This window comes from Paraburkholderia sp. GAS32 (assembly GCF_050434225.1).
Classification (GTDB): domain Bacteria; phylum Pseudomonadota; class Gammaproteobacteria; order Burkholderiales; family Burkholderiaceae; genus Paraburkholderia; species Paraburkholderia madseniana.
The window spans coordinates 46050-71344 of the sequence record NZ_JBNPVS010000020.1; the positions used below are offsets into that span (position 1 = coordinate 46050).

Consider the following 25295-nt stretch of genomic DNA (forward strand, 5'->3'; position numbering starts at 1 on the left):
TCAGGGTAAAGGCCGGTCGCGCTTAGCCACGTGGGATTCGCGCGAAGGGCCATGCAGCGGTCCTCAGATGACGCTTAACCGCTCAGCCAGCGCTCCAGGGCGTTTTGCAGCGCGTGTACTCAAGTTGATAGAGGGTCGTGTCCGGTGCTGTCGCGCCGGCCTGGGGCAATGCCGCGAGTCCCGAAACGAAACGGTCCACCGCTGAACGGACATAGTCTGCCCGGCACCCTTCGACTAACACGATCCATGTCGGTACCTGGGTGCCTTCTGAACGCGCCTTCTTCTCCGCCGTTTCCACCTTGCTGATCTCCTCGTCGGCAAGGCAAAGGTGCACGCCCGTGATACCCGGTAGGTCGACGAGGGGCGGTAGGACGCGCTGACGCACACCCTTCACGACCTCCGCCCGTGCATCCGATGCAACGTCGAAGCGCACAGTCATGAGATTGGCACCCTGCCCAACACCGTCCGAATAGGCCACGTGACAGATTGAGCGTGCGACGCTCCGGAAAGAGGCGACCACCTGCTTGGTCCACGGCGTCGGCGTATTCAGCCGAGAAAGGTAGTCTTGCGCGCCAAGCACCTCGACCGTGTCAGCCTCGTAAAGATTGAAGTACTCGGGACCTGCATCCAATGCTATAAAGCGCCGACCGCGCCTGAACCCTGGAATCCCGGCGCGTTCGGGCATGTGCTCGCGATTGTGCCACTCGTAAAATTCGTCCTTCGCTTCCGGCAGCAGGTCATGCCAGATTGCGACGACGCCCGTTCCAGCAAGGCTCATATCTCCTCCCTTTGACAAATCGAATCGTCTTAAAGTGCCGACGGATACTCGCCGCGGCCCCACGCTGCGCCAAGCGTATCCACGTACTGCACAACCTTTTGTGCCTGCTCGCCGAGCCCGCTGCCACCGAGCGTCATGGTGTCGCCTGCTTTCAGGAAGACAGGCGGCTTCTGACCGAGGCCTACGCCAGGAGGCGTGCCCGTAATAATCACGTCGCCCGCCATTAAAGGCATGAAGCGGCTGAGATACGCCACGATGTGCGCGACGTTGAAAATCATCGTGCGTGTGTTGCCCGTCTGACGGCGCGTACCGTTCACGTCCAGCCACAGGTCGAGCACCTGCGGATCGGGAACTTCGTCGCGTGTCAGCAGCCACGGACCAAGCGGAGCGAATGAGAATCCGCTTTTGCCCTTGGTCCACTGGCCTTCGCGTTCGAGCTGATACGCACGTTCCGAAACATCATTCGCAAGACAGTATCCCGCCACATGGTCCAGCGCGTTGGCTTCGTCGATCTGCCACGCGGGTTTGCCGATCACCACGCCGAGTTCCACCTCCCAATCGAGCTTGCGCGCGTCTGCGGGCAAGACGACCGGATCGTTCGGGCCGCTGATGGAGCCCGTGTGTTTGTTGAACACCACAGGTTCGCGTGGGATCGGCGTGTCGGTTTCAGCAGCATGATCGGAGTAGTTCAGGCCAATGCACACGAGGTTACGGACATTGCCGACGCAGGTGCCAAGACGCGTCCCCGCCTCAACGACGGGTAGGCGATCCAGATCAAGTTCGCTCAGCTTTGCAAGGGCGGCTGGCGTTATGGTCGTTCCATCAATGTCGCTCACGATGCCGGTCAGATCGCGGATCGCGCCGCTCGAATCGATGATACCGGGGTGCTCCTGACCAGGCTGGCCAAAACGGACGAGACGCATCTAGTACTCCTATCAAGACAGAAAAGTAATCGGCAATGTGCCGAGGTCGCCGAAGCCGATATGCAACTCGCGACCAACTGGCAACTCCAGAACGCCCGCGTAGGACCCGGTGATCACAGCTTGGCCGGCATGCAGCCCGAGGCCGCGGACGCGAAGGAAATTGACGAGCCACACAATCGGCTGGAGCGCACCCCGGTCAGGGTGGCGTCCCGCACACATGACTGGTTCTTCGCCGACGCTGGCCAGACTGACGTCGAATTCGACGGGGAGATCGGCCAGCGTCGCGCCCTCCCGAGATTTAACGCGGGGGCCGATGACAAGGCCGGCATTGAACAGGCCGTCTGCCAGTAGTTCAGGGAACGACAGCGTTTCGGGATGCGAATAACGACTGCCTAGCAATTCGAGCGCGAGGTGCGTGTGCCCGAGAGCGTCGAGCGCTTCAGCTTCGCTGTAGGTTTCGCGCCGCGGCGGCAGGTCGCGGTTCAGCAGGCAGGCCAGTTCCGGCTCCGCCCTTACAGAGACACGCGGAGACCCACTCATGCGACATACATCGCCTCGATGAATATCGGCGTCGTAGATCGGCGCAGCGATGACCTTGCCCGGCTGCGGAAGCGCGCATTTCCATGCGCCGGTTCTACTCTCAAGGGCATCACTCACCTTTCGCTGGATCGCGAAGCCCTCGTCAACCGTTGAAGGCCGCAGTTCAACGGGGAGGCGCTCCACTTGCGTGCCTTGACGGCGCGCTGCGACGAGAATGCTTGCTGCCTTCTCATGCCAAAGGGCGACTCGCTGAGAAGCATGAACTGCGTCCGGCATCTCAGGCCGCCTCGTTGACGTGCCGATCGACGCTCTGTCGCGGCCAGACAGCTCCCAACTTCGCGGATGCTTCGCGCAGTAGCGCGTAAAAGGCGTCGTAACGCTCCGGCGGTATGCGTAAGACCGGCCCAGCAATGCTCATCGTCCCGACTACCGCCCCGTCAATCAGCGAGCGCACGGTCACGGCCATCGCGACGACACCTGGCTCGGCTTCCTCGACGACCAGACCATAGCCACGTTGCCTCGTCAGTTCGAGCTCCGGTATCAATCGGTCGACGCTATTAATCGCCTTCGATGTCCCTGCGCCGTTGGGCTGGCCGAGCCCCCCGCGCAGTGCGAGCCCGATTGCTTCGTCGTTTGACATTGTCGCCAACCACACCTTTCCGACCGATGTGGCATGCAATGCGATGGGACTATGCATGGACGGCGAATACATGAGACCGGGCGCCGCGCCTTGAGACGCAGCGAACCACGCGAGTGTCCCTTCATTGACGACCGTCAGCCGAACTAGCTCGTGACATTGCGCTGCGAGTTCGTCGAGAATCGGCTGCACCAGGCCCGGCAACCCGAGCCCGTGCAGGAACCGCTGACCAAGCAAAGAAAGCTTCAAGGTCAAGCGGTACTGGGAGGTCTGTTCATCTTGTTCAGCCCAGCCCTGCTCGCACAGCTGCGCAAGCACGCGATGGGCGGGGCCTTTCTCCAGCTCGAGTTCAGCGGCGATATCGGACATACGCATCCAGCGCGCTTCACGTGCGAGCAACTCGATCGCCTGAAGCGAACGGTCAACTGCTCCCTTGACAACTCTCATAATATGGGTAACATTGTTCTTACTGGAACGGTGTTACAACAATAACGGAACGGCGCCGAAAAGTCAATCCACGACGGAGACAAGTCATGAACGGAAGCACCCAAGCTGAGGCCCATCGTCAGCGCCAGTCGAAGATAGCCGCGGCCAGCGGCTGGATCGGCTCAGCGCTCGAGTACTACGACTTCTTTATTTACGCGACCGCAGCGTCATTACTCTTTCCGCAGCTCTTCTTTCCCTCTGGCAACCCGACGGTTGCCATCATCGCATCACTGGCGACTTTCGGCGTCGGCTATGTCGCCCGACCAATAGGCGCGATGGTGCTTGGCCACGTCGGCGACCGACACGGCCGGAAGACGGTGCTGATTTTCTGCATGTTTTTAATGGGCATTTCGACGATGGGCGTGGGACTCTTGCCCACGTATCAGCAGGCCGGCATCTGGGCTCCGGTGATGCTTGTCACCCTCCGGCTCATTCAGGGGTTCGCCGTCGCGGGAGAGGTCTCCGGCGCCAGTTCCATGATTCTTGAGCATGCACCGTTCGGCCGGCGTGGCTACTTTGCGAGCTTCACGCTCCAAGGGGTGCAAGCTGGGCAGCTCCTAGCGGCAGCGGTCTTCCTGCCCCTCGCGCATTACATGCCGAAGGACCAGTTCGCTTCCTGGGGATGGCGAATTCCGTTCCTCCTCAGTTTTGTCGTTATCATCGTCGGCTACGTCATTCGCCGCCAGGTCGAGGAAACTCCGGCTTTCTCCGAGGAGCAGGCCCATGGCGAAGTTCCTGCCTCACCGGTCGTCGAAGTCCTCCGGCAGAGTTGGGACGATGTCTTGCGCGTAATCTGCATGGCGCTCACCGCCGTCATCGCGCTTCTCGCTACGGTTTTCGGCGCCGCGTATGCGGTCCAGCCGGCCTACGGTATCGGCTTTTCTGCCGGCGTCTTTCTTTTGATTCCGGTTCTTGGCAACATCTGCTCGGTCATACTGATTCCCTTCGTCGGCAATCTCTCTGACAGAATTGGCCGCAGGCCGCCCGTTCTCGCAGGCGTCCTCAGCGCCGGGCTGCTCTCGTTCGCATACCTCTACGCCATCAGCATCCATAACCTCTGGCTCTCGCTGATTCTTTCGATGCTGATGTGGGGCGTTGCCTACCAAGGCTTCAACGGTGTCTTCCCGAGCCTTTTCCCAGAATTATTCCGCACGCGGGTGCGCGTGACGGGAATGGCCATCGGACAAAACGTTGGGACGACGCTTGCTGCACTGACGCCAACACTCTTCGTAGCTGTCGCGCCCCCCGGCTCCACCAATATTCCGCTGAAGATCGGTTTGCTGACGTTCGGCATTTGTCTTGTCGCCGCGTTCGCTGCTTTCACTACGCGGGAGACGTATCGGATCCGCCTCAACGATCTCGGCGACCGCGATGCGGTCCCGGTACCCAAAGTCGAGTACGAGCGCTTGCGCGGCGAAGCGATGGCCGGAGGAATCAAAACTGCCGATGCCCAGGATCTCGCAAATCAGATTCGCTCGTAGCCGTTCTGGCCGGCCCTACTCGTTGCGACCACTGTGTTGGTGCAACTTGGCATGAGCCGAACATAAACGATGCGACTGCGGCGCTTGCAAATCGATTGACACCGCACAAAGGGAACGCACATGCACAACGAAGACACACCCCGTTACGACGGCCCGCGCGAGCTCGCGCAATCTCTAAGCGCGTTTGCGCGCATCAGCGCGGCCGAGTCGCCCTGGAACCAAGAGGGCCTGCGCGCGGACTCTGAGTATCGCGACCTCGGACTCGCCGCGGTGACCGACGGTCGCATCGGAGCGAAACACATTCGTGCGCTGAAGCCGTTCACCGATCCCACTGGCTGGCACTGGCACGACATGACTGGGCACTACCTGTATGTGCTGCGCGGATCCGTGACGTTCCGTTTCGCCGGAGTGGAGGGCGACGTGACGCTTAACGCTGGTGACGGCCTGTCGCAGCCTGCCGGCGTGCCGCACAACGTGATAGGGCGCTCCGACGACCTCGAGGTCATCGAGATTAACGAGCCCGCTGTCTACGGGACTTGGGATCTGGACGTACCGCCGGCGCCTTGGAAGTGACTGTTTATACCCTTGGGGCCTTCTCGAGTGTCATGAGATCGCCAGTTCTCGGCGCATCCGACAGCCGCAGACGGCCCAAAGTCGAATTGAGCGCGTTGCGTCAAAGAGATGCGGTCTTCGTCATCAAAGGGGCTCGGTCGGAGATTGTATGTGTCCGACACGCGCTTGGTACGCCACATTTCCGAGCAGTCACGCAAGACTGCGCCTTCAGCCAACATCGAACACCAAACAGCCATGGATCCACATATCACAGGTAAATCGCGACTTTATGGATTAGTGGGCGATCCACTGACGGCAGCTAAGTCGCCACAATTGTTGAACCAGCTTTTTGCTGAACAGCGCGTGGACGCGGCTTGCGTTCCGTTCTGGGTGAAGGCGGAAAACCTGTCCGAGTTCGTCAGCGGTGCACGAGCGATGGGCAATCTCTCCGGCCTGCTCGTCACCATGCCTCATAAGCAACGGATGCTGGAATTTGTCGATGAACTAGATCCAACTGCCCGTCAGGTCGGCGCGCTCAACGTCATCCGTTGTGAAGCAGATGGACGTTGGGTCGGCGCGATATTTGATGGCGTCGGTTGCGTTCTTGGGATGCAGTGGGAAGGCAACCACCCGGTGAATAAGTCCGTGCTTCTCTTAGGCGCCGGAGGTGCGGGGAGCGCCATCGCATTTGCGGTTGCGTCCGCAGGCGCTAGCAAGCTAACCGTATCCGATGTCGACGGGCATCGGGCTGGCGACCTTGCGGCATCTGTTGCTGCTGAAACCGGCTGCGACGTACGTTCGGGGCCACCCGATCCGCAAGGCTTCGACATCGTTATCAATGCCACGCCGCTTGGCATGAAAGCGAACGATGCCATGCCAGTTGATCCTGAGCGGCTCGCGCCTGGCGCCATCGTCGTCGACATCATCAATGCGTCCGAGCCAACGCCGCTTCGCCGCGCCGCGCACGCGCGCGGGTGCCGTACCCAGGACGGGGGCCCGATGCATCAGGGGCAGGCTGTCTATGCACTTAAGTTTCTGGGATTCGATTACCGCCCCGATGGACGATCAGCACCGGACACGGCCCGCGATGAGTAAAAATTTCAAAGGAGAATACGCATGAGAGTTGCTTTACTGGAAGTCAGTCATTGGCATGTGCCACTCTATCTCGATGCGCTGGAAGCGCCCGGGATTGAAGTGGTTGCCGTGTCAGATGCGGAGGATGTCAAGGGCGAGGCAATTGCCGCACGATTCGGAAGCAAGCTGTACTCGTCGGCCTATGAACTGCTCGAACGTGAGGAAGTCGATTTCGCATTCGTGTTCGGGCGGCATTCTGAGATGCCGGCGCTCGCTGAGGCCGTGATCGCGCGTAACATTCCCTTTGCGCTGGAGAAACCGTGCGGCGTCAACATGTCGCAGATCACCCGACTTCGCAAACTGACCGAGGAAGCCAATCTTTATTGCGCAGTGCCATTGATCTTCCGGATGAGCGAGTTGCTCAGCTCGCTCGAAGATGCGGAGGGGCGCATACCGTCGGACTTCAACTACATGTCGTTCCGTTTCATTGTGGGACCGCCCAGTCGATACGAAGCGGCCGGTGCCGGCTGGGCGCTCGATCCTGTGTATTCCGGAGGCGGATCGACAATCAATGTGGCGACTCACTTCATCGACCTGTTCAGATTGCTCACTGGCAAGGAGATCGTCCGAGTCTCTGCCACGATGAACTCAAGAACGCATCAAACGGCCGTTGAGGACTATTCGCTGCTGACAATGCAAACCGAAGACGGCGTGATCGGCCTGGTGGAAACGGGATATAGCTTCCCCAGTACACCCGACGAGCAGCGCGAATTTTCTTTCACTCTTGCTTCGAACCGCATGTACGCGAAGTCTGGTCCGGACCGGATCGAGATCCGCGACAGAAATAATCTTTCTGCCGGCACGCGAAGCCGCCGCCTCCAGCTTGAGACCGACGTCTATTACCCCTTGTTTGTCAAGCGTGTGCTCGCCGAAAGTCGGACTGGCGCAAAGCCGATCGCATCGTTGCGGGATGCGGAGCTGATGATGCAAGTCATGGACGCGGCCTACGCCTCGGCCAAACAGGGCGGAGTGTCTATTAAACTGGATCCCGTTTCCTAGTCAGAAATCTGTAGCGTAGGAAAAACGCGAGACAGCCGACCTGCATGCGCCTAAGGATCGGTGTCAATCGCCGCAGCATGGGTAGCTGCTCGCAACCTGATGGATCTAGCGCATTAACGAGGAATTTCCCGCAGGTCTAGTTGTTCTAGTTTCATCTGGAAGCGGCGCGCCATACAACTACGTTAGTTGTCCGTACTTGATATGACGCACGAGCCGAAGAATGTAGTTGCAAGTAATCCGACGACACCAAGGGTCGATATGAGCGTACTCAAGGCGCTCGTACCGATCCGATAGGGCAAAAGCAATTCACGTGGACATAGAGGAGAATTTAATGAAGGGTTTCTACTTGAACAAGGCCGCCGTTGCCGCAGCAACGGCACTCGCGGCAGTTGCGCCGGCGTTCGCTCAAAGCAGCGTGACGCTCTACGGTATCGTCGATGATTCGATCGTTTATCAGAGCAGCCAGACGTCGCTCGGTTCGACGAGCGGTGGTCGCTCGAACGTCAAGATGGCATCGGGCATCTGGGCGGGAAGCCGCTTCGGCCTGAAGGGCGCAGAAGATGTGGGCGGCGGCACCAAGGCCATCTTCCAGTTGGAGTCGGGCTTCAACATCAACAGCGGCGCGCAGCAATACGCGAACGCGATGTTCGGCCGTCAAGCCTGGGTCGGTCTGACGAATCAGACCTTCGGTACGCTGACATTGGGTCGTCAGTACACGTCTTACTACACACTGATGGCGCCGTACAGCCCCACGAACTGGCTGACCGGCTACTTCGGCGCGCACCCGGGCGATCTGGACGCATTGGACACGATCTACCGCGCGAACAACTCGATCGTATATACCTCTCCGAAGCTCTACGGCGTGACGGTCAGCGGCTCGTACTCGCTCGCAGGCGTGCCGGACAGCGTGTATCGCGGTTCGACGTGGTCGGCGGCGATCCAGTATCAGCAAGGCCCGATCGGCGGTACGGTTGCGTTCTCGCGCATCAACAACTCGACCGTCGGCGGCGGCGTCTACGGTACGGATTCGACGATGAATACGGCTGGCCAGTCGGGTGTGTCGGCGGTGACGAACGGCTATCAGGGCGCGCAGGCGCAGAATCGCTTCGCGGTCGGCGTCGGCTACGTGTTCAACAGCGCGTGGGATATCTCGGCGACGTACACGAACGTTCAGTACATCCCGGGCGTGCTGTCGAAGTTCACTGACGAGCAGGTTTTCAACACCGCCGGCACCGTGCTGCACTGGAAGCCCACGACGGCATGGGACTTCGCTGCAGGCTACAGCTACACGTGGGCGAGCAAGGCGAACGGAATCGACGACGCAGCGTCGTACCACCAGTTCAACCTGTCCCAGTACTACGCGTTGTCCAAACGTACCGGGTTCTACGCACTTCAAGCGTTCCAGCGTGCGAACGGCCGTACGCTCGCCACGCCGACGTTCCCGGGTGGCCCGACCAACCGCTCGATCGCCGCAACGGCATCGATCGGCGACGGCTTCCAGTCGACTCCGTCGTCGTCGCGCAGCATGTTCGCAGCAGGCGTGGGTATCGTCCACCGCTTCTAGCGTCACCAGAGTTTTATCCTTATTGCGGCTACCGTTGCCACCACTTTCAATGCACATTGGATCCGTTCATGACCTCATATTCCAGCTATCTGCCTCACGATCTCGACGGTGCCCTGCTCGTTGGCCGCGTGTGGCGTCAAACGAAAAACGGCGCGGGACCGTGCGTCGTTGCGGTTCGCGGCGGGGAAGTATTCGATATCTCCCGCATCGCACCAACAGTGTCCGATCTTTTCGATCGCCAGGATCTCGTAGAACTCGTCCGGCAGGCTTCCGGCGAATCTCTGGGTCATGTCGGCAATCTGATCGAAGCCACCGTCGCCGCACAACGGAAAGACGATCAACCCTACCTCCTGGCTCCCTGCGATCTGCAAGCCATCAAAGCCTGTGGCGTAACGTTCGCCATTAGCCTTCTTGAGCGCGTCATTGAAGAGCAGGCAGGCGGCGAAGCTGCGAAGGCTGAGGAAGTGCGCGCTGCGATCACGCGTCTGATCGGCACCGATCTGTCGAAAATCAAGCCCGGCTCAGAAGCTGCCGCCAAGCTTAAGGAAGAGCTGCAGCGACGCGGTGCATGGTCGCAGTACATGGAAGTCGGAATCGGTCCCGATGCAGAGGTATTTTCGAAGTCGCAGCCTATGTCTTCAGTCGGACTCGGTGCCGATATCGGCTTGTTGCCTGCTTCGAAGTGGAACAACCCAGAGCCGGAGATCGTCCTCGCAGTCAACAGCAGGGGCGAGGCGGTGGGCGCCACACTGGGTAACGACGTCAATCTGCGCGACATCGAAGGCCGCTCCGCCCTGCTGCTGGGCAAATGTAAGGATAACAACGGCTCATGCGCGATCGGCCCGTTCATTCGCCTGTTCGACGGACGGTTCACACTGGACACGATTCGAGAAACGAGTGTTTCGTTGCGCGTGGAAGGTACCGACGACGGCTTCGTGCTTGAAGGCATCAGCCATATGCGGGAGATCAGCCGTGACCCTCTTGACCTGGTGAGTCAGACCTGGGGCAAGCACCATCAGTATCCCGACGGCTTCATGTTGTTCCTCGGCACGATGTTCTCTCCGATCAAAGATCGCGATGCGCCGGGTGGCGGCTTTACGCATCACCTCGGCGACCGCGTGACGATCAGCGCCCCTCCGCTTGGCGCGCTCGTCAACACCGTGTGGCTGTCGACCCAAATCGCTCCGTGGACATTCGGCGTGCGTGCGCTGTACGCCAATCTCGCCGAGCGCTCGCTGCTGAACCTCGGTTGATCAAGCAGATATTTACTCACTGACGGATTTACGATGACGCAATTCAAGAACTTCATTGGCGGCGAATGGGTCGATGGCAACGACTTCGCTCCTAATGTGAACCCTTCGGACACGAGCGACGTGATCGGCCATTTCGCACGGGCCAGCGCAGATCAGACACAGAAAGCAATCGCGTCTGCACGCTCAGCCTTTCGCACGTGGTCGCTCAGTACCCCACAACAGCGCTTTGACTTGCTCGACCAGGTCGGCAGCACCATCCTTGCGCGCAAAAACGAACTCGGTAAGCTGCTGGCACGCGAGGAAGGGAAAACGCTCGCCGAAGCAGTCGGCGAAGTGGGACGCGCCGGACAGATTTTCAAATTCTTCGCGGGCGAGGCATTGCGGGTCGGCGGCGAGATTTTGCCGTCCGTCCGCCCGGGACTGACGGTCGAAGTCACACGCGAACCGCTAGGCGTCATCGGTCTGATCACGCCGTGGAACTTCCCGATCGCTATTCCCGCCTGGAAGATCGCGCCTGCGCTCGCGTATGGAAACTGCGTGGTCATCAAGCCGGCGGAACTCGTGCCGGGGAGCGTATGGGAACTCGTCAAGATCATCGCCGAAGGCGGTGCACCGGCGGGCGTAATCAATCTCGTCATGGGCACGGGTTCGATCGTCGGCGAAACACTCGTCAAATCAGCTGACGTGGATGCCATCAGCTTCACGGGCTCGGTTGGGACCGGCCAGGCGATCGCCGCGAAATGCGTCGCCACCGGTAAGAAATTCCAGCTCGAGATGGGTGGCAAGAACCCGATGGTCGTGCTCGACGATGCCGATCTGGACGTCGCGGTCGAGGCCTGCATCAACGGCGCTTTCTACTCCACCGGCCAGCGTTGTACCGCATCTAGCCGCCTGATCGTGACGAGCGGCATCCACGACCGTTTTGTCGAGGCCATGCAGGCGCGCATGCGCAGTCTCAAGATTGGTAACGCGCTGGATGCGTCGACGCAGATCGGTCCCGTTGTCGACGCCAAACAGCTAGAACAGGACGAGCGTTATATCGAACTCGCACGTGCCGAAGGTGGTTCGGTGTTTGGCGGCGACCGTGTTCCCTCGGCGACCGAAGGATTTTTCCTGGCGCCCGCTCTCGTGACCAACACGACCTCGGCGATGACGATCAACAGGGAGGAAGTGTTCGGTCCTGTCGCTTCCGTCATCAAGGTCGCGGATTACGAGGAAGCGCTTGCCGTAGCCAACGACACGCCATTCGGCCTTTCCGCTGGCATCTGCACCATGTCGCTGGCTCATGCGAGCCATTTCAAGCGTCACGTACAGGCCGGTATGGTAATGATCAATACGCCGACAGCGGGCGTCGATTACCACGTTCCATTCGGCGGGCGCAAAGGTTCGAGCCTGGGTCCCCGTGAACAAGGCACCTATGCGCGCGAGTTCTATACAATCGTGAAAACCGCTTACATCGCTCCCGGGAACGTTTGACCAAGCGATAAAAACCGCGATAAATCGCCGATCCCTATGACATGCACGAGTGCTCGCTAAGCTCGACACGACCGCACGGGCGGCGTGAACGGTAACCGGCTACCCGGCAGCCGGTTACACGGCAGCCGATCACATGGCGGTTGAATGCTTATACAGTCAGCTGTATCGAGGAAACGTTCGACGGCCGCAGATCACCGAGAGGATGGCCACGTTCGAAGGTCCGCTGATCGGTTTGTAGCAGCCGCTCGAATGACAATCTTTGCGCGACTGCGAAAGGCTGTTAATGGCCGGCTACCGCCCCACAGGTTTTATATATGCCGGCGCACGGGAGGCGCCCGACTTCGAGGCAGCGAAGCCTCCTGCTCGCGATATGCTGCACGTTAATATTCGCCGGCTGATTTCCCCCTCACCCCGGGGATCTCCTTCGCATGTCCTGTTCGGGAGGGTGCTCAGGTGTTGCCCTGGTTTTGAGCTGCCTTCTCGATGGTGCGACAATCGAATAAGGACAAGCCACTCCTCAACACTGCACACCGTTGGTCCGTTCAATCTGAAAGGATAAGAACATGCGTCGATACATCTATCTCGCGGCATTGCCTGCCACCTTCGTTGCCGGCATGTTTGCATCTCATCTGGGCACACTGGCGTGGGCCCAGGCGTCAGACGTACCGCTAACGGCGCAGATCGTTGACCTGGCAGCCTTAACCGATGCCGATCTTGGTCCACAGATTCCGAACATGGGCACCTTGCGTTCGAAGGGTCTGGTCGTCACGCCGAGCGGGACCGTCGCAGTGCAGACCGGTAACGTACCCAGGCATACGCATAGAGGTTCTGACGAAATCCAGTATGTGATTTCGGGAAGCGGCACTTTCTGGCTAGGTAACGAACAGCGTCAGATCCACGCCGGCGACTTGATCAATATCCCGAAGGGAACCGTGCATGCGGGGTCCGAGCCGACCAGCGGCGAATTCAAGGTCATTTCTATCAAGCTGCCGCCGCAAGCTCCAGGCGACATGCAGATGGTTCCCTGACGTGCCGTCGATATCCGGCGCTCCCTGATCGACGCAAGACAAACACTCGCGCGATCGTCAGGATTGTGTTCACGGACACGCTCGAAATAATCGAGCGCGCGTTGCCGCCGGCCCGCGCACGCCTCGGCGAGGCCAAGCTGTCGATACGCGGCAACCTGTCATTCGCACGATCATGCCTTGACGTTGCTACGCTCAGAGAACGGCCGCTTACGAGAAAAGCGTGAGGCGGGACCCGACCCGGAGCGGTCTCCCGACTGGCTAGATAGCGGTCGTTCGACGGGCATGTTGGAAGCGATAGTAATACCCATGGACAGTCTGATCAGAGCCGTACTTCGAAGCAGCGTACGGCGCCAGCAATGCTGGCCTCCAGATGTTGACACGGTCAAAATGCTTTTTGCCGGTGCAACACCTCAGGCCCCGATGGCGTCTCTCACCGAGATTGCTCCGTTCTGCACCGCTTTGACTTCTTCGGGTCCAAGGCGGACCATTCCGCACTGGCCACGCAATTGCATCTTGCGGGAGCCCCCGCGTGCAATCTTCTGGCAGCGTGCCTTCGCGGACATCACGTACCCTTAACCCTTAGCATTGGACTGCTCTCAAAGCGACGTTGCAGTCGATTTTACACACGTCTATGGAACCGTTTGAAGGGCTGCAACGTCGCTTCAGAAGAATCAATTAAGACGTTTCAGTTCACCATCGTCCGCATACCAGTCGATGGTTTTGCCGCTTATATTGATCGTCACCGCACGCGGTTCGCTGAACTGATCGAACGATTCGACACCCGTCTCGCGCCCCACGCCGCTGTTCTTGAAACCGCCCCACGGCGACGCCGGGTCGAGCCGGTGGTGATCGTTGACCCAGACCATGCCGAATTCGAGTTTGCTTGCGACGCGATGCGCGCGCGCGACGTCCTGCGTCCACACGGAAGCGGCGAGGCCGAACTGCGTGTCGTTGGCGATACGGATCGCGTCCGCCTCGTCGTCGAAGGGCATCACGACGGTGATTGGCCCGAACACTTCATCCTGACCGATTTCCGAACGCGGATCGACGTCATACAGCACGGTCGGCTCGATGAAAAAGCCCTGCTTCAGGTTGGACGGCACGCCGCCGCCCGTCAGCACCTTTGCACCCGCCGCCTTCGCGCGCTCCAGCATCGCGAGAACGCGCTGGCGCGAGCGGTCCGAAATCACCGGGCCGAGTTGGGTCTTCACATCGGCAGGATCGCCTACGCGAATACCCATCGTCTTCGCGCGGAAACGTTCGAGAAACGCCACATAGATCGACTTCTGCACCAGAATCCGCGCGCCGCACACGCAGGTCTGCCCCGCGCCAATGAAGGCCGCGAACGCCGCGCCGTTGACCGCGCGCTCCATGTCGAAATCGTCGAATAGCATCACCGCGCCCTTGCCGCCGAGTTCGAGCGTCGTCAACGCGAAGGTGCGTGCCGCCGCTTCGCCAATCGAGCGGCCGACTTCCGTGCCGCCCGTGAATACGACCTTGCGGATCAGCGGATGCTGCGCGAGCGCCGCGCCTGCCTCGCGTCCTTCGCCGTTCACGACGTTCACGACACCCTTCGGTACGCCTGCTTCATCCAGCAGACGCACAAGGCGCACAGTGGTCAGCGGCGTCTGCTCGGACGCCTTGATGACGACGCTATTGCCCGTGGCGAGCGCGGGCGCAAGACTCTTCGACAGAATCATCAGCGGATGATTGAACGACGTCATCAACGCGACGACGCCGAGCGGCACGCGCTGCGTGTAGCAGAGGTACGGCCCTTCGATCGGAATCACGTCGCTGCGGCGCGTCAGCGCAAGCGCCGCGAAATAGCGGTAGAACTGCGGCAGACGCGAAATCTGCGCGCGCGTCTCCGAGATCGGCCGGCCGTTGTTCAGCGTTTCGAGTTTGTAAAACTGTTCTAGATCCGCTTCGAACAGATCGGCGAAACGGTTTAGCACGCGCGCGCGTTGCTGGATCGGCATGTCGCGCCACGCGCCGCTTTCGAACGCGCGATGGCCCGCGCGCACCGCGCGGTCCACATCCTGTTGAGACGCGGCCGCGAGCGCGCCGATTACTTCACCCGTCGCCGGGTTGACGATGTCGAGCCTACGGCCGGTGTCGGCGTCTGTCCATGCGCCGTCGATGAAAAGCTGTGCATCGAGATGTGTCTGGTTCACTGTGTCCATAGAGATCAATTCCAGGTGGTTCACTTGAGAGGCGATGCATGCGCGTCAGTGCGCATCGCATCGCTTGCCTGTAGGTCGGCGGGCTGCAGGTCTTCGAGGCGCTGGCCGGTCGGCTCGACGCCGAGCCACGCAACCACGACGATCTGAATGACGAGCAGGCCGATCATTAGCGTCAGCACACCGACGATGCCGTGCTGCGCATACAGCGCGACGACGATAAACGGCGTGACGATTGTCGCGCCGCGACCCAGCGTGTTGCAGATGCCCGAGGCGCGCAGCCGGACTTCGGTCGGGAAGAGTTCGGGTACGTAAATCGCGAACAGCAGCGCGACAAGCACGTAGATCGGAATAGTCAGCAACAGGCCGACAAGGGGCAGCAGCAGCGGATCCGAGACGAACGGATAGATCGCGCCGAACACGATTGCCGCGAGCGACGCACCGATGATGGTCGGCTTGCGGCCCCACGAGTCCGCCGTCAATGCGCCGATTGCTGAGCCGATTGGCGCGCCGAGCGACATGACGAGCGCGAAGCCGAACGACCTCGCGATGCTGAAGCCCTGATGCACGAAAAAGGTCGGCAGCCAGGTGACGAAGCCGTACAGCAACGTATTGATCACAACGAGCGTCACGCAGCCCACGATCATCCGTTGCAGCATCGTGCCGCTGAAAAGCGATCCGAACGACAGCAACGTTGCCGCTTGCCCCGACGTCTTCGCGACAAAAGGCGGCGGCAGCGGCTCGCCGCCGCGCGCTTCGGTGACTTCGCTTTCGATGCGATTCAGGATCGCGCCGGCTTCCTCATGGCGACCAACCGAGTCGAGCCAACGCGGCGACTCGGGCAGCGACTTGCGCGCATACCAGACACCCAGCGCGCCGAAGCCGCCCAGCACAAACATTGCGCGCCAGCCGAATGCTGGAATCAGCAGCAATCCGATCAGCCCGGCGACCGGCAACCCGGACACGACGAACACGGCCATCAATCCTTGCAGCTTACCGCGCTTTTGCGGCGGCACGAATTCGGTCAGTGTCGAATAGCCGACGACATTTTCCGCGCCGAGTCCGAGGCCCATCACGAAGCGGCACGCGATCAGCACGCTCATGTTCGGCGCGAGCGCCGCACCGAGCGACGCGAGTCCGAACACCGCAAGATTTGCCTGATACGTGAAACGGCGGCCGAAACGGTCGCCGAGAAAACCGGTGCCGAGCGAACCGAGCATCATGCCTAGAAACGTTAGCGACACGAATAGCGCATTCTGGCCGAGTGTCGAGAAGCCGGTTTTGAGCGTTGCACCGAGCACGGTCGACGCGACATAGATGTCGAAGCCGTCGAAGAACATGCCGATGCCAATCAACCACATGATGCGCCGATGAAATCCCGACATCGGCAAACGGTCGAGCCGTGGCCCTGCGTTGACGTTCATGTCTGTCTCCTGTTGACCAGAGTTGGCGCTTTGGCACTGACTCCGGTCCCATGCAAGATGCTTGCTGCCGGCGTGCTGAAGAAACGCGAGCCTTCCCAGGATAAGTTCGCGCGCGCCATGTGCGGACTTCGATGGGTGAGCTTGCGCTCAGCGGCCCTGCATCAGTCGCAGGCTCGTGACGGTCAGCATGTCGGTCGCGCTGCGGAAGTTCTGTTCGATCGGGCTTTCCTCCGCCGACTGAAAGAACGCCTTGCACTGGCGCACGCCTGCATCGTCGAGCGCGAGGATGCGATCGGTGAGGGCGTCGGCGTCGCCGCGCAGCGCAGCAGCCTCGCAGACCTGCGTGATCAGCCCCGCCTGCAGCGCGGCGGCGGGCGTCAACGTGTCGCCGAACAGCACCATTGGAAACAGCGTCTTCGGCAAAGCGTAGCGGCCCAGATAGGCCATGATCGCGGCGGGCGGCAAGCCTTTGCGCATCTCGGGAAACGCGAGCGTCGCGCGTGACGACACTAGCGTGAAGTCACACAGAATCGCGAGTCCGAAGCCGAAGCCATGCGCATCGCCATGCACTTCCGCTATCGAAATCATCGACGTACCGCGCACGAGGCGCTTCAGTTCGATCAGCCGCGCGACTTCCGAACGGATCGACACTGCGTCGCGGCCGGCGCGCTCGCGTCCGGTACAAAACATGTTGCCGCTCCCGCGGATGCGCAGCACACGCGCGCTCGGCTCTGCGGCCTCGCTGCGTAACGCCGCCGTCATTGCCTCGAACATCAGGCTGGAAACCTCGTTGCCCGCGTCCGGGCGATTCAGCGTAAAACTCAGCACGTTGCCCGTTCGCTCGATCAAAACTGGCTGCGGGAATGGACTGCGATCCATAACTTCTCCTGTGTCGACCGGCGTTGACGCTTCAGCGCTTACTCCAGTGCCGTGCAAGTAATTGCGGGTGTATAATCTGTATACAGCGTATTCACAGAACCATGAGGTGTCAATGCCTTCCAGTAAAACTGCAATGAAAACTGCCGAAGCCGCCGCACCGAAGCACGCGAAAGGTGCGCATGCAGGCACACATTCGCTTGACAAGATCGCGAGCAAATATCACTCGCGCATGCGCACGGTCGATGCATCTAGCGACTCATTGAGCGAAGGCGTGGTGGTACCCGCGTTGCGCGAGGCGATCGTCGAGGGCGTGCTTGCGCCGGGCAGCCGCCTTTCAGAAGTTCAGGTCGCGAAGCAGTTGAATGTAAGCCGCACGCCGATGCGCGAGGCGTTCGCGCAACTCGAACGCGAGGGACTGGTGACGGTGCTGCCGCGTGTCGGCGCGTACGTGCGCGCCGTGACGCTGCGCGATGTCGAGGAGATTTACACGGTCCGCGCCGCGCTTGAATGTCTTGCCGTACAGCTTGTGTTGGAGCGCATCACGACACTCGGCATCGCGCAACTTGACGACGTGATCGAGGCGATGCAGGTGAGCGTCGATGCTGGCGATCCGGTGGGTTACGTAGAAGCGCTAGACCGCTTCTACACAATCGTGATGACGATCGCCGACAACCGCACGCTGCAGGACAGTCACGCTGGATTGATCGGACCTGTGCGCCGCCTGCGGCGCATAGCGATGGCGCGCGGCGGCCGTATGCAGGCGTCGTTCAGTCAAGCGGTCAAAATTCGCGATGCCATTGTGAACCGCTCGTCGAACGTGCAGGATTTGATGCGTGAACAACTGGCCGGCGCGTGTCGTGCTGCGCTGGACGTGCTGAACGACGCGAGCGAATAGTCAAGGAAACGAGTCATGCTCAATACGCAAACCACCCGCATTCTTTCCCGCTATAAAACCTGGGCGGACAACGTGCTGTTCGATTGCATCGAAGCATTGCCGCCCGGTGAAGCCGTCAAAACGCGGCAGACCTTGTTCAAGTCGATGATCGGCACGCTGAATCACATTTACGTGGTCGATCTGATCTGGAAGGCGCACCTCGAACGCAAGGAGCACGGCTTCACGACACGCAACGTGGTCGTGCATGCCGATCTACACGACCTGCGTGGCGCGCAACAGGACATGAACACGTGGTTCGAACGCTGGGCGGATGAACAGACTGACGCGTCGCTGGCTGAGACGTTGTCGTTCGCGTTCATATCCGGCGAGCGTTCGGCTATGTCGCGCGGCGCGATGTTCATGCATCTCGTGAACCACGCTTCGTATCATCGCGGCTGGGTTTGCGAAATGTTCTTCGACGTTCCCGCCAGGCCGCCCGCTACCGACCTGCCTGTTTTTCTTACAACCCACCCGGAGGCCAGTTTTCCGCCCCCTTCGCACGCGTCGCACGATCAGGTGAACGCATAGCACGAGGTGGGATGGGAAATCGACCGGATGAACGCTTGTAAAAGCGAGCGTGCGCAGGAGAGGGTGTGCTTGGGTTGACGGAGCGCGACTAGAACTGATGCCGGATTCCGATACGAGCGACCGCTTGATGACGATTCGAAGAAGGCGACAAATCGGCAATGTTCGCGACCGCCGCGTGGCCGGTCGAGTCGTCTCCGCTCGCCGTCTGCCATGCACCTGAAATATAGACATCGGTGCGCTTGGACAGCTTGTGATTCACACCGGCGGAGAGCTGATTGTATTTGGCGCCCCCAATGGTTTGAGTCACAGCGTTCCCTTTCAGGAAGTTGTAGGCCGCTCCAACCGACCAATCCGGGGCAATCAGGTACTGCAGGCTGACTTCCGCGTCGTTGAAATCCGCACTGCTTTCACTAAGCGTGGCAATGTTCGAGTAGCGAATGTTCGAATAGGTCGCGCCCACGACCACGTGTCCGAACGCATATGAACCGCCGGCCGCTACGACCTGGTACGTTCTTGCCGACGCATAGCCGCTGTAGATCGGGCTCGCGGTCAGCCCGTTCGACGTCGCGGTATCGGTTGGGTTGCTCCCTAACAAGGACGCCGCCGGATTGTTGACGTGTGAATATGCCACGGACATACCAAGCGGGCCTCTCGCAAAATGGGCTCCGAAAGAGTAGGCCTGATTGGTTGCAAGCGAGCCTGGCACACCGCCGAAGCTATAGAGACTTTCGAATCTCAAACCGCCGTAGTCGGGGCTCTGGTACTTGACTGAATTGTTCTGGCGACGTGTGAAGTTGAAATTGTCGAGGTCGCCGGGATGTGCCGCGTGATCCGAGCCAAGATTTGAATCACCGAACTCGTATATTCCGACGTAGTCGATGATGGGATCGTATTGCCGCCCGAGCGTCACAGTGCCATACCGGTCGCTCGACAAACCGACAAAGGCCTGTCGGCCAAATTCATCACCTCCTTGCGCGAGATTTCCGGTGTTGAGTTCGAAGCCGTTCTCGAGCGTGAAGACCGCCTTGAGGCCGCCGCCGAGATCTTCGGATCCTTTGAGTCCCCAACGGGACCCATTCAGACCATTGTTGGCATCGAGTCGAAACAGTCTGCCGCCGCTTTTGCTGCCGGCAACAGGCACATTGCTGATTGCTTCGAAGCCCTCATCAATGATGCCGTACAACGTAATGCTGCTTTGCGCATGCGCGGCAGGGACAGACACAACAAGAGCACATGTCACCAGGATTTTTTTCATTGGCAAACTCGCAGGATGCCGGCGTCGCCCGCAGCGCGTGGAGAGCGCAAGCAGGTCCGACATTGCCGAAGCGGAAGAAAGAAAAATCAAAGGCAATGGACGAAACGAGCGCCGGCTCAATTTATTCCGCAGATTCTTCAGAAAGCGAGTCCGTGACGGTTCAATCAGGACGTCAGCTTCCCGGCTCGACCCGCATCAGCCGTTCGTGCTTGTCCAGATGCAATGGCTGCTTGCAGACGTTGACTCAAAAAAAAACTTTGCAGTGAACGGAATGTTTGCACCGGGACTGTGTTTGCACCTTCGTACACCAGAATCCAGCGCCCGCTTGCAGTCGTAAGCATCGACCGGATGATTGGCTGGGTATGGTTCGTCTTTCGACTCGTCATTGCGGCTGAGCGAAATTCGCGAATCTCATCCTTCACATATCTCGGAGAAGTCTCATGAAGTTGAATTCGTTTGTCCTCGCCGGTTTCGCCTGCGCCACGCTGCTGAGCGCAACGACGTCATTCGCACAGGACAGCACCGCAGCTCCGTCCGCACCGATCAAGAACGTCGTGCTGGTTCACGGGTTGTTTGCAGATGGTTCGAGCTGGGGGAAAGTGATTCCGCTACTGCAGGCAAAAGGCCTGCACGTGACGGCGGTGCAGAATCCGACGACCTCGCTCGACGCGGACGTGGACGCGGTTAAGCGCGCACTTGCGCAACAGGATGGCCCGACGCTGCTAGTCGCGCACTCGTACGGCGGGATGGTGATCAGCCAGGCTGGCGATGATCCGAAAGTGGCCGGTCTCGTGTACATTGCCGCGCGTGCGCCGGATGCCGGCGAGGACTATCCGGCACTGACGAAGAAATTTCCAGCCGCGCCCGCATCGGCGGGGCTTCAGTGGTCGGCCGACGGCTACGGCCAGCTATCCGAGCAGGCATTTTTGAAAGACTTTGCCGGCGATCTGCCGAGGGCTGACGCAGAGAAGTATTATGCGGTTCAGCAGCCCATTGGCAAGGCGATCACGATGGCGAAGACGACCGTCGCCGCGTGGCACGACAAGCCGACCTGGTATGCGGTATCGACTGAAGACCGGACCATCAACACCGATCTGGAGCGCTTCATGGCGAACCGGATGCACGCGCATACGATCGAGCTTAAGTCGAGCCACGTGTCGCTGCTGTCGCATCCGACTGAAGTGGCAAATCTGATCCTCGAAGCGACCGGAGAGCAGAAGTAGAGTGGCGCTTGCATCAATCAACGGTGAATGAATCTGCTAGCGGCTTCCTGATCAGCCGCCAGCTTCGCCGGCATGGTATCCCTCAGATAGTCCACCCAGCTGCGAATCTTTGCGTCCACGTATTGTCGCGATAGATACATCGCGTAAAGTCCCATCTCCTGCGAACTGTATTCGGGTAGAACCCACGCAAGTTCGCCGTTGTGCAATCCGCTGATCGCCGAATAAATCGGAATCAGGCCGATTCCTAGTCCTTCCCGTACTCCAGTGACAAGAGCCTCTGGTGTATTGACTTCCAGCAAGGCTGGCCGGAGTCGAATGGACTCCTCTCCGTTTGGCCCCTTGAAGGACCACACGTTCATTGGAGATTCGGGTGTGTTCAGGTGGATGCACGAATGCGCTTCGAGATCGTCTGGCTTGTGCGGGACACCATGGGTCTCGATGTAAGTACGTGATGCGCAAACAATGCTGAATGCACTACCGATTTTCTGTGAAATGAGCTCTGAATCCGATAATGCCAGTGCCCCGACAATTGCAACGTCGCAGCCGTCTTCGATGAAATCCGGCGTGCCATTGGCGAGCGTCAGCCGGACTTTCACTTCAGGATATAGCTGTTGATATGCACCGATCGCCTTGATGAGGTAGTGCTGTCCAAACCCGACCGGAGTGCGAACCCTCAGTTTCCCACACGGACGCGCATGTGCGTCACCAGCCTCCGCCTCAGCCTGTTCGATCAGTGCCAGAATCTGCATGCAATGATCGTAATATCGCTCACCAGCTTCAGTCATCGCGATGCGTCGTGTGGTCCTGTTGAGCAGTCGGGTTCGAAGGTGTGCTTCCAGATCCGAAACGGCGCGTGAGGTCTGGCCAGGAGTGGCGTCCATGCTGTTCGCCGCCGCGGTGAAGCTCCCGGCTTCGACGACGCGCACAAAGACGCGCATGTCTTGAAGTATGTCCATGCAGAGCTCCCGATACGAGTCCAACCGGCGCTTACGTTAAATTATCTCGATGGCCATGGCGGTGGCTTCGCCACCGCCGATGCAGAGGCTTGCAATTCCGCGCTTTCCGCCCGTCGATCTGAGGGCCGCAAGCAAGGTGACCAGAATGCGTGCTCCGGACGCGCCGATAGGGTGACCGATGGCACAGGCGCCGCCGTGTATGTTGACCTTGTCGTGATCGAGCGTCATGTCCTGCATGGCAGCCATCACGGCGACCGCGAATGCCTCGTTGATTTCCCACAAATCTACGCTGGACGTCCCCCATCCAATCCTGGACAGTAGTTTCTTAATCGCGCCCGCGGGAGCGGTGGTAAACAGTCTCGGCTCCTGAGCGTGGGTGGCGTGCCCGGCGATAGCGGCCAGAGGCTTGATCCCAAGTCTCTCGGCACTTGAGAGGCGCATCAGCACCAGCGCGGCGGCACCATCGGAAATCGAACTGGAGTTAGCCGCAGTTACTGTGCCATCGGTCTTGAAAGCGGGTTTCAGGCTGGTGATCCTGTCCAGTTTGGTTTTGCCCGGCTGCTCATCGTGCTGTACCAGAACTTCACCTTTTTTGCTGGAGGTCATCACTGGGATGACCTCCCACGCGAACGCACCGGACCGAATAGCGGCTTGGGCTCGTGTGGTTGACTTTATTGCGTAGGCATCCTGATCCTCCCGGGAGAATCCGTAAGACTCGGCGCACTCTTCAGCGAAGGTGCCCATTTGACGGCCACGGTCGAAATAGGCATCTTCCAGACCGTCGAAGGACATATGGTCGAGAATCTGTCCGTGACCAAGGCGGAAGCCCCCTCGTGCCTTCGGGATGAAGTAAGGAGCGTTTGTCATGGACTCCATGCCTCCCGCAACAATGACCTCGTTGCTGCTCGCCATCAGGAGATCATGGGCTAGCATGGCGGCTTTCATGCCGGAACCGCACACTTTGTTAACAGTGGAGCAGACCACCGAGAGGGGTAGCCCGGCGCCGATGGCCGCCTGGCGCGCAGGGGCCTGGCCGAGTCCCGCAGGCAGCACACAACCCAGGATGAGTTCCTGGACCTGCTCGGCGCTAATGCCGGCTCGCTGGATAGCGGCCTGTACGGCAACGGCACCGAGCTGCGGCGCCGTGCGATCGGAGAGATTCCCCTGGAAGCTGCCAATAGGGGTGCGGGCGGCTGAGACGATAACGACGGGATCTTTGGACATGATTCGTTCACTGAAAAGATGGATGCGGTTTATTTGGCGGCCATACGAATGGCGCCGTCGAGGCGGACGACCTCGCCGTTCAGGTATTCATTCAAGAGGATGTGCTCCACCAGAGCGGCGTATTCGGCTGGCTTACCCATCCGGGCTGGGAACGGCACCGTTTTGCCCAGCGCCTCCTGTACTTCAGCGGGCATGCCAAGCAGCATCGGCGTTTCCATGATGCCTGGAGCCACTGTCATAACCCGGATGCCGCAGCGCGAGAGTTCCCGCGCGAGTGGCAAGGTCATCGCCACAACGCCGCCTTTGGAAGCGGCGTAGGCTGCCTGCCCCACCTGTCCTTCAAACGCGGCCACGGAGGCTGTGCAGATGATGACGCCACGTTCGCCGGAGGGCACTGGCGGACAGGCGCTCATCATCTCCGCCGCATTGCGGGTCATGTTGAAAGTACCAACCAGGTTGATATTGATCGTCCGGGCGAACGCTTCCAGCTTGTGGGTTCCTTCACGGCCGATGACCCTTTCGGCGGGAGCAACGCCTGCGCAATTGATGAGTCCCCTGAGGTGTCCCATTTCCATGGCCGCCGCAAAAGCTGCCCGGGCGCTGTGTTCGCTGGCGACGTCGGTGGCAACGAATCGGGCATTCGGCCCTAGCTGTGCGGCGATGGCCTCACCAGATTCGGGGTTAAGGTCCGCCAGGACCACCTTGCCGCCCCGCTCGACGATCATCTTCGCCGTGGCCGCCCCCAACCCGGAACCGGCACCGGTCACTACAAATACGTTGTCTCTTATCTGCATGTCTGTTTTCCTTTCATGTGACGCTGCGCTGATGCATTCGTTACGTGGGTCGCTGACTGGTGTCTGGATTCGCTCCCGATGCACGCTGCTAATCCGAATAAAACGTTGTAAACGAGCCGACCTCCGCTCTTTCCGTGACGAGGGTGTTCTCGATGCGCGAGGCATCCGCAAATCCGAGACTCATGCCGACAACAAACCTCTCACCTGTCTCCAATCGAAGTTGATCGGCAATGACCTTGTGGTACTTCATAAATGCTGCTTGAGGGCATGTGCTCAAGCCATGAGCACGGGCAGCGATCATGATGTTCTGCAGGAACATGCCGTAGTCGAGCAGGCTACCCTGCTGCATGACGCGGTCGATTGTGAAAAACAGGCCGACGGGCGCGTCAAAGAATTGATAGTTGCGGCTGTGCTGGGCCAGCATCCGTTCCTTGTCGCCCTTTTCGATTCCAAGCAACCCATATAGCTTCCAACCCACAGTCCGTTTTCTTTCAAGGTATGGAGATATCCACTCGCGCGGGTAATAGTCCCACTCGTCCGTGCATGTCTCGTCTAGTGCCGAGTCGTCATTAACCCGTTGGATCGCGGCACAGATACGGTCTTTGGCGTGCCCCGTGACGACGTGTACGCGCCAGGGCTGAATGTTGACTCCCGTGGCAGCGAAGCGCGCTACGTCCAATATCGATTCCACCGTCTCCCGAGGAACCGACGTGGGCAGAAACGCCCTGACGCTGCGACGCGACAGGATCGCCCATTCGATGGCCTTGCGCAGCGCATCGGCGTCCATCGCCGGTGGTGTCTCACTTCTCTTCATCTGTCACTCCATCTGTCTTCAACGTCAGCAAACTCAAGCAACTTCCCTTCACGGCAGCATTGCCTTGCGAGCAAGATTAGCCAGGGGGAACAGGGCGTGTTGTCTCGAACATGACAATTGGCATCCAGCAACCCGTCGTCCCCTACGAACCCAAGGAGTGTCCTGTTCGAGACAGTTCCATTCCGGCGCAACGGTTAGATTTGATGCGACATCGCAAGGTTTGAGCGATCCGA

Annotated in this window: 23 protein-coding genes and 1 pseudogene; 11 read left to right on the plus strand and 13 right to left on the minus strand. The window is 59.8% G+C overall.

Annotated features, from left to right (window positions below; genetic code table 11):
- Nucleotides 1-82 precede the first annotated feature (82 nt).
- From P3T25_RS23355 to P3T25_RS23370, 4 genes are read right to left on the minus strand one after another with little or no spacing between them, the layout of a single operon-like run.
- Complete coding sequence (locus tag P3T25_RS23355; RefSeq protein WP_154562594.1) at nucleotides 83-778, minus strand: hypothetical protein; 696 nt, start codon at nucleotides 776-778, stop codon at nucleotides 83-85.
- 29 nt (nucleotides 779-807) lie between these two features.
- Nucleotides 808-1701, minus strand: a complete 894-nt coding sequence (locus tag P3T25_RS23360; protein WP_171927815.1) for a fumarylacetoacetate hydrolase family protein — start codon at nucleotides 1699-1701, stop codon at nucleotides 808-810.
- A 12-nt stretch (nucleotides 1702-1713) separates the two neighbouring features.
- Entirely contained in the window at nucleotides 1714-2517 is an 804-nt protein-coding gene (locus P3T25_RS23365; RefSeq protein WP_154562590.1) for a 2-keto-4-pentenoate hydratase, read from the minus strand.
- 1 nt (nucleotide 2518) lies between these two features.
- Nucleotides 2519-3325, minus strand: coding sequence for an IclR family transcriptional regulator (locus P3T25_RS23370; RefSeq protein ID WP_171927816.1), 807 nt, complete (start codon nucleotides 3323-3325; stop codon nucleotides 2519-2521).
- 86 nt (nucleotides 3326-3411) lie between these two features.
- On the opposite strand from P3T25_RS23370, the gene P3T25_RS23375 reads away from it, so the two are divergent.
- The 8 genes from P3T25_RS23375 (at nucleotide 3412) to P3T25_RS23410 (ending at nucleotide 12851) form a co-directional block, all read left to right on the plus strand.
- Entirely contained in the window at nucleotides 3412-4845 is a 1434-nt protein-coding gene (locus P3T25_RS23375; RefSeq protein ID WP_154562586.1) for an MFS transporter, read from the plus strand.
- 120 nt (nucleotides 4846-4965) lie between these two features.
- Entirely contained in the window at nucleotides 4966-5418 is a 453-nt protein-coding gene (locus tag P3T25_RS23380) for a cupin domain-containing protein (protein WP_171927817.1), read from the plus strand.
- A gap of 150 nt (nucleotides 5419-5568) precedes the next feature.
- Complete coding sequence (locus tag P3T25_RS23385) at nucleotides 5569-6492, plus strand: shikimate dehydrogenase family protein (protein WP_266239565.1); 924 nt, start codon at nucleotides 5569-5571, stop codon at nucleotides 6490-6492.
- A 21-nt stretch (nucleotides 6493-6513) separates the two neighbouring features.
- Entirely contained in the window at nucleotides 6514-7530 is a 1017-nt protein-coding gene (locus tag P3T25_RS23390) for a Gfo/Idh/MocA family protein (protein ID WP_171927818.1), read from the plus strand.
- Nucleotides 7531-7861: 331 nt separating this feature from the next.
- Entirely contained in the window at nucleotides 7862-9094 is a 1233-nt protein-coding gene (locus P3T25_RS23395; RefSeq protein WP_154562579.1) for a porin, read from the plus strand.
- 68 nt (nucleotides 9095-9162) lie between these two features.
- Complete coding sequence (locus tag P3T25_RS23400; RefSeq protein WP_154562577.1) at nucleotides 9163-10347, plus strand: fumarylacetoacetate hydrolase family protein; 1185 nt, start codon at nucleotides 9163-9165, stop codon at nucleotides 10345-10347.
- Between the two features lie 33 nt (nucleotides 10348-10380).
- Nucleotides 10381-11823, plus strand: a complete 1443-nt coding sequence (locus P3T25_RS23405) for an aldehyde dehydrogenase family protein (protein WP_154562575.1) — start codon at nucleotides 10381-10383, stop codon at nucleotides 11821-11823.
- A 563-nt stretch (nucleotides 11824-12386) separates the two neighbouring features.
- The gene (locus P3T25_RS23410; RefSeq protein WP_429359050.1) at nucleotides 12387-12851 is read left to right on the plus strand and encodes a cupin domain-containing protein; all 465 of its coding nucleotides are present in this window, start codon (nucleotides 12387-12389) and stop codon (nucleotides 12849-12851) included.
- Between the two features lie 59 nt (nucleotides 12852-12910).
- Here the strand turns inward: P3T25_RS23410 and P3T25_RS23415 are convergent.
- From P3T25_RS23415 to P3T25_RS23430, 4 genes and pseudogenes are all read right to left on the minus strand, one after another.
- Nucleotides 12911-12991, minus strand: a pseudogene (locus P3T25_RS23415) (hypothetical protein); the annotation flags it as partial.
- 531 nt (nucleotides 12992-13522) lie between these two features.
- Entirely contained in the window at nucleotides 13523-15034 is a 1512-nt protein-coding gene (locus tag P3T25_RS23420; RefSeq protein WP_154567360.1) for an aldehyde dehydrogenase, read from the minus strand.
- Between the two features lie 20 nt (nucleotides 15035-15054).
- Nucleotides 15055-16455 (minus strand): MFS transporter, encoded by a 1401-nt coding sequence (locus P3T25_RS23425; RefSeq protein WP_154567361.1) that lies wholly within the window; start codon nucleotides 16453-16455, stop codon nucleotides 15055-15057.
- 147 nt (nucleotides 16456-16602) lie between these two features.
- A complete protein-coding gene (locus tag P3T25_RS23430; RefSeq protein ID WP_171927820.1) occupies nucleotides 16603-17334 on the minus strand; it encodes an enoyl-CoA hydratase/isomerase family protein in 732 nt (243 codons plus the stop codon).
- Between the two features lie 112 nt (nucleotides 17335-17446).
- Between P3T25_RS23430 and P3T25_RS23435 the strand changes: the two genes are divergently transcribed.
- On the plus strand, nucleotides 17447-18229 hold the full coding sequence (locus tag P3T25_RS23435) for a GntR family transcriptional regulator (RefSeq protein WP_429359051.1): 783 nt from the start codon (nucleotides 17447-17449) through the stop codon (nucleotides 18227-18229).
- Between the two features lie 15 nt (nucleotides 18230-18244).
- Nucleotides 18245-18796: a DinB family protein gene (locus tag P3T25_RS23440; protein ID WP_171927821.1), complete on the plus strand. Its 552-nt coding sequence runs from the start codon at nucleotides 18245-18247 to the stop codon at nucleotides 18794-18796.
- Between the two features lie 88 nt (nucleotides 18797-18884).
- Here the strand turns inward: P3T25_RS23440 and P3T25_RS23445 are convergent, their stop codons facing one another.
- Nucleotides 18885-20051, minus strand: coding sequence for a porin (locus P3T25_RS23445; protein WP_171927822.1), 1167 nt, complete (start codon nucleotides 20049-20051; stop codon nucleotides 18885-18887).
- A 440-nt stretch (nucleotides 20052-20491) separates the two neighbouring features.
- On the opposite strand from P3T25_RS23445, the gene P3T25_RS23450 reads away from it, so the two are divergent.
- On the plus strand, nucleotides 20492-21274 hold the full coding sequence (locus tag P3T25_RS23450) for an alpha/beta hydrolase (protein ID WP_171927823.1): 783 nt from the start codon (nucleotides 20492-20494) through the stop codon (nucleotides 21272-21274).
- 17 nt (nucleotides 21275-21291) lie between these two features.
- Here the strand turns inward: P3T25_RS23450 and P3T25_RS23455 are convergent, their stop codons facing one another.
- The 4 genes from P3T25_RS23455 to P3T25_RS23470 form a co-directional block, all read right to left on the minus strand.
- On the minus strand, nucleotides 21292-22230 hold the full coding sequence (locus P3T25_RS23455; protein ID WP_171927824.1) for a LysR family transcriptional regulator: 939 nt from the start codon (nucleotides 22228-22230) through the stop codon (nucleotides 21292-21294).
- Nucleotides 22231-22266: 36 nt separating this feature from the next.
- The gene (locus tag P3T25_RS23460) at nucleotides 22267-23454 is read right to left on the minus strand and encodes an acetyl-CoA C-acyltransferase (RefSeq protein WP_171927825.1); all 1188 of its coding nucleotides are present in this window, start codon (nucleotides 23452-23454) and stop codon (nucleotides 22267-22269) included.
- Between the two features lie 29 nt (nucleotides 23455-23483).
- Nucleotides 23484-24248 (minus strand): SDR family NAD(P)-dependent oxidoreductase, encoded by a 765-nt coding sequence (locus P3T25_RS23465; protein WP_171927826.1) that lies wholly within the window; start codon nucleotides 24246-24248, stop codon nucleotides 23484-23486.
- A gap of 88 nt (nucleotides 24249-24336) precedes the next feature.
- Entirely contained in the window at nucleotides 24337-25062 is a 726-nt protein-coding gene (locus P3T25_RS23470) for a nitroreductase (RefSeq protein ID WP_154567369.1), read from the minus strand.
- Nucleotides 25063-25295 lie beyond the last annotated feature (233 nt).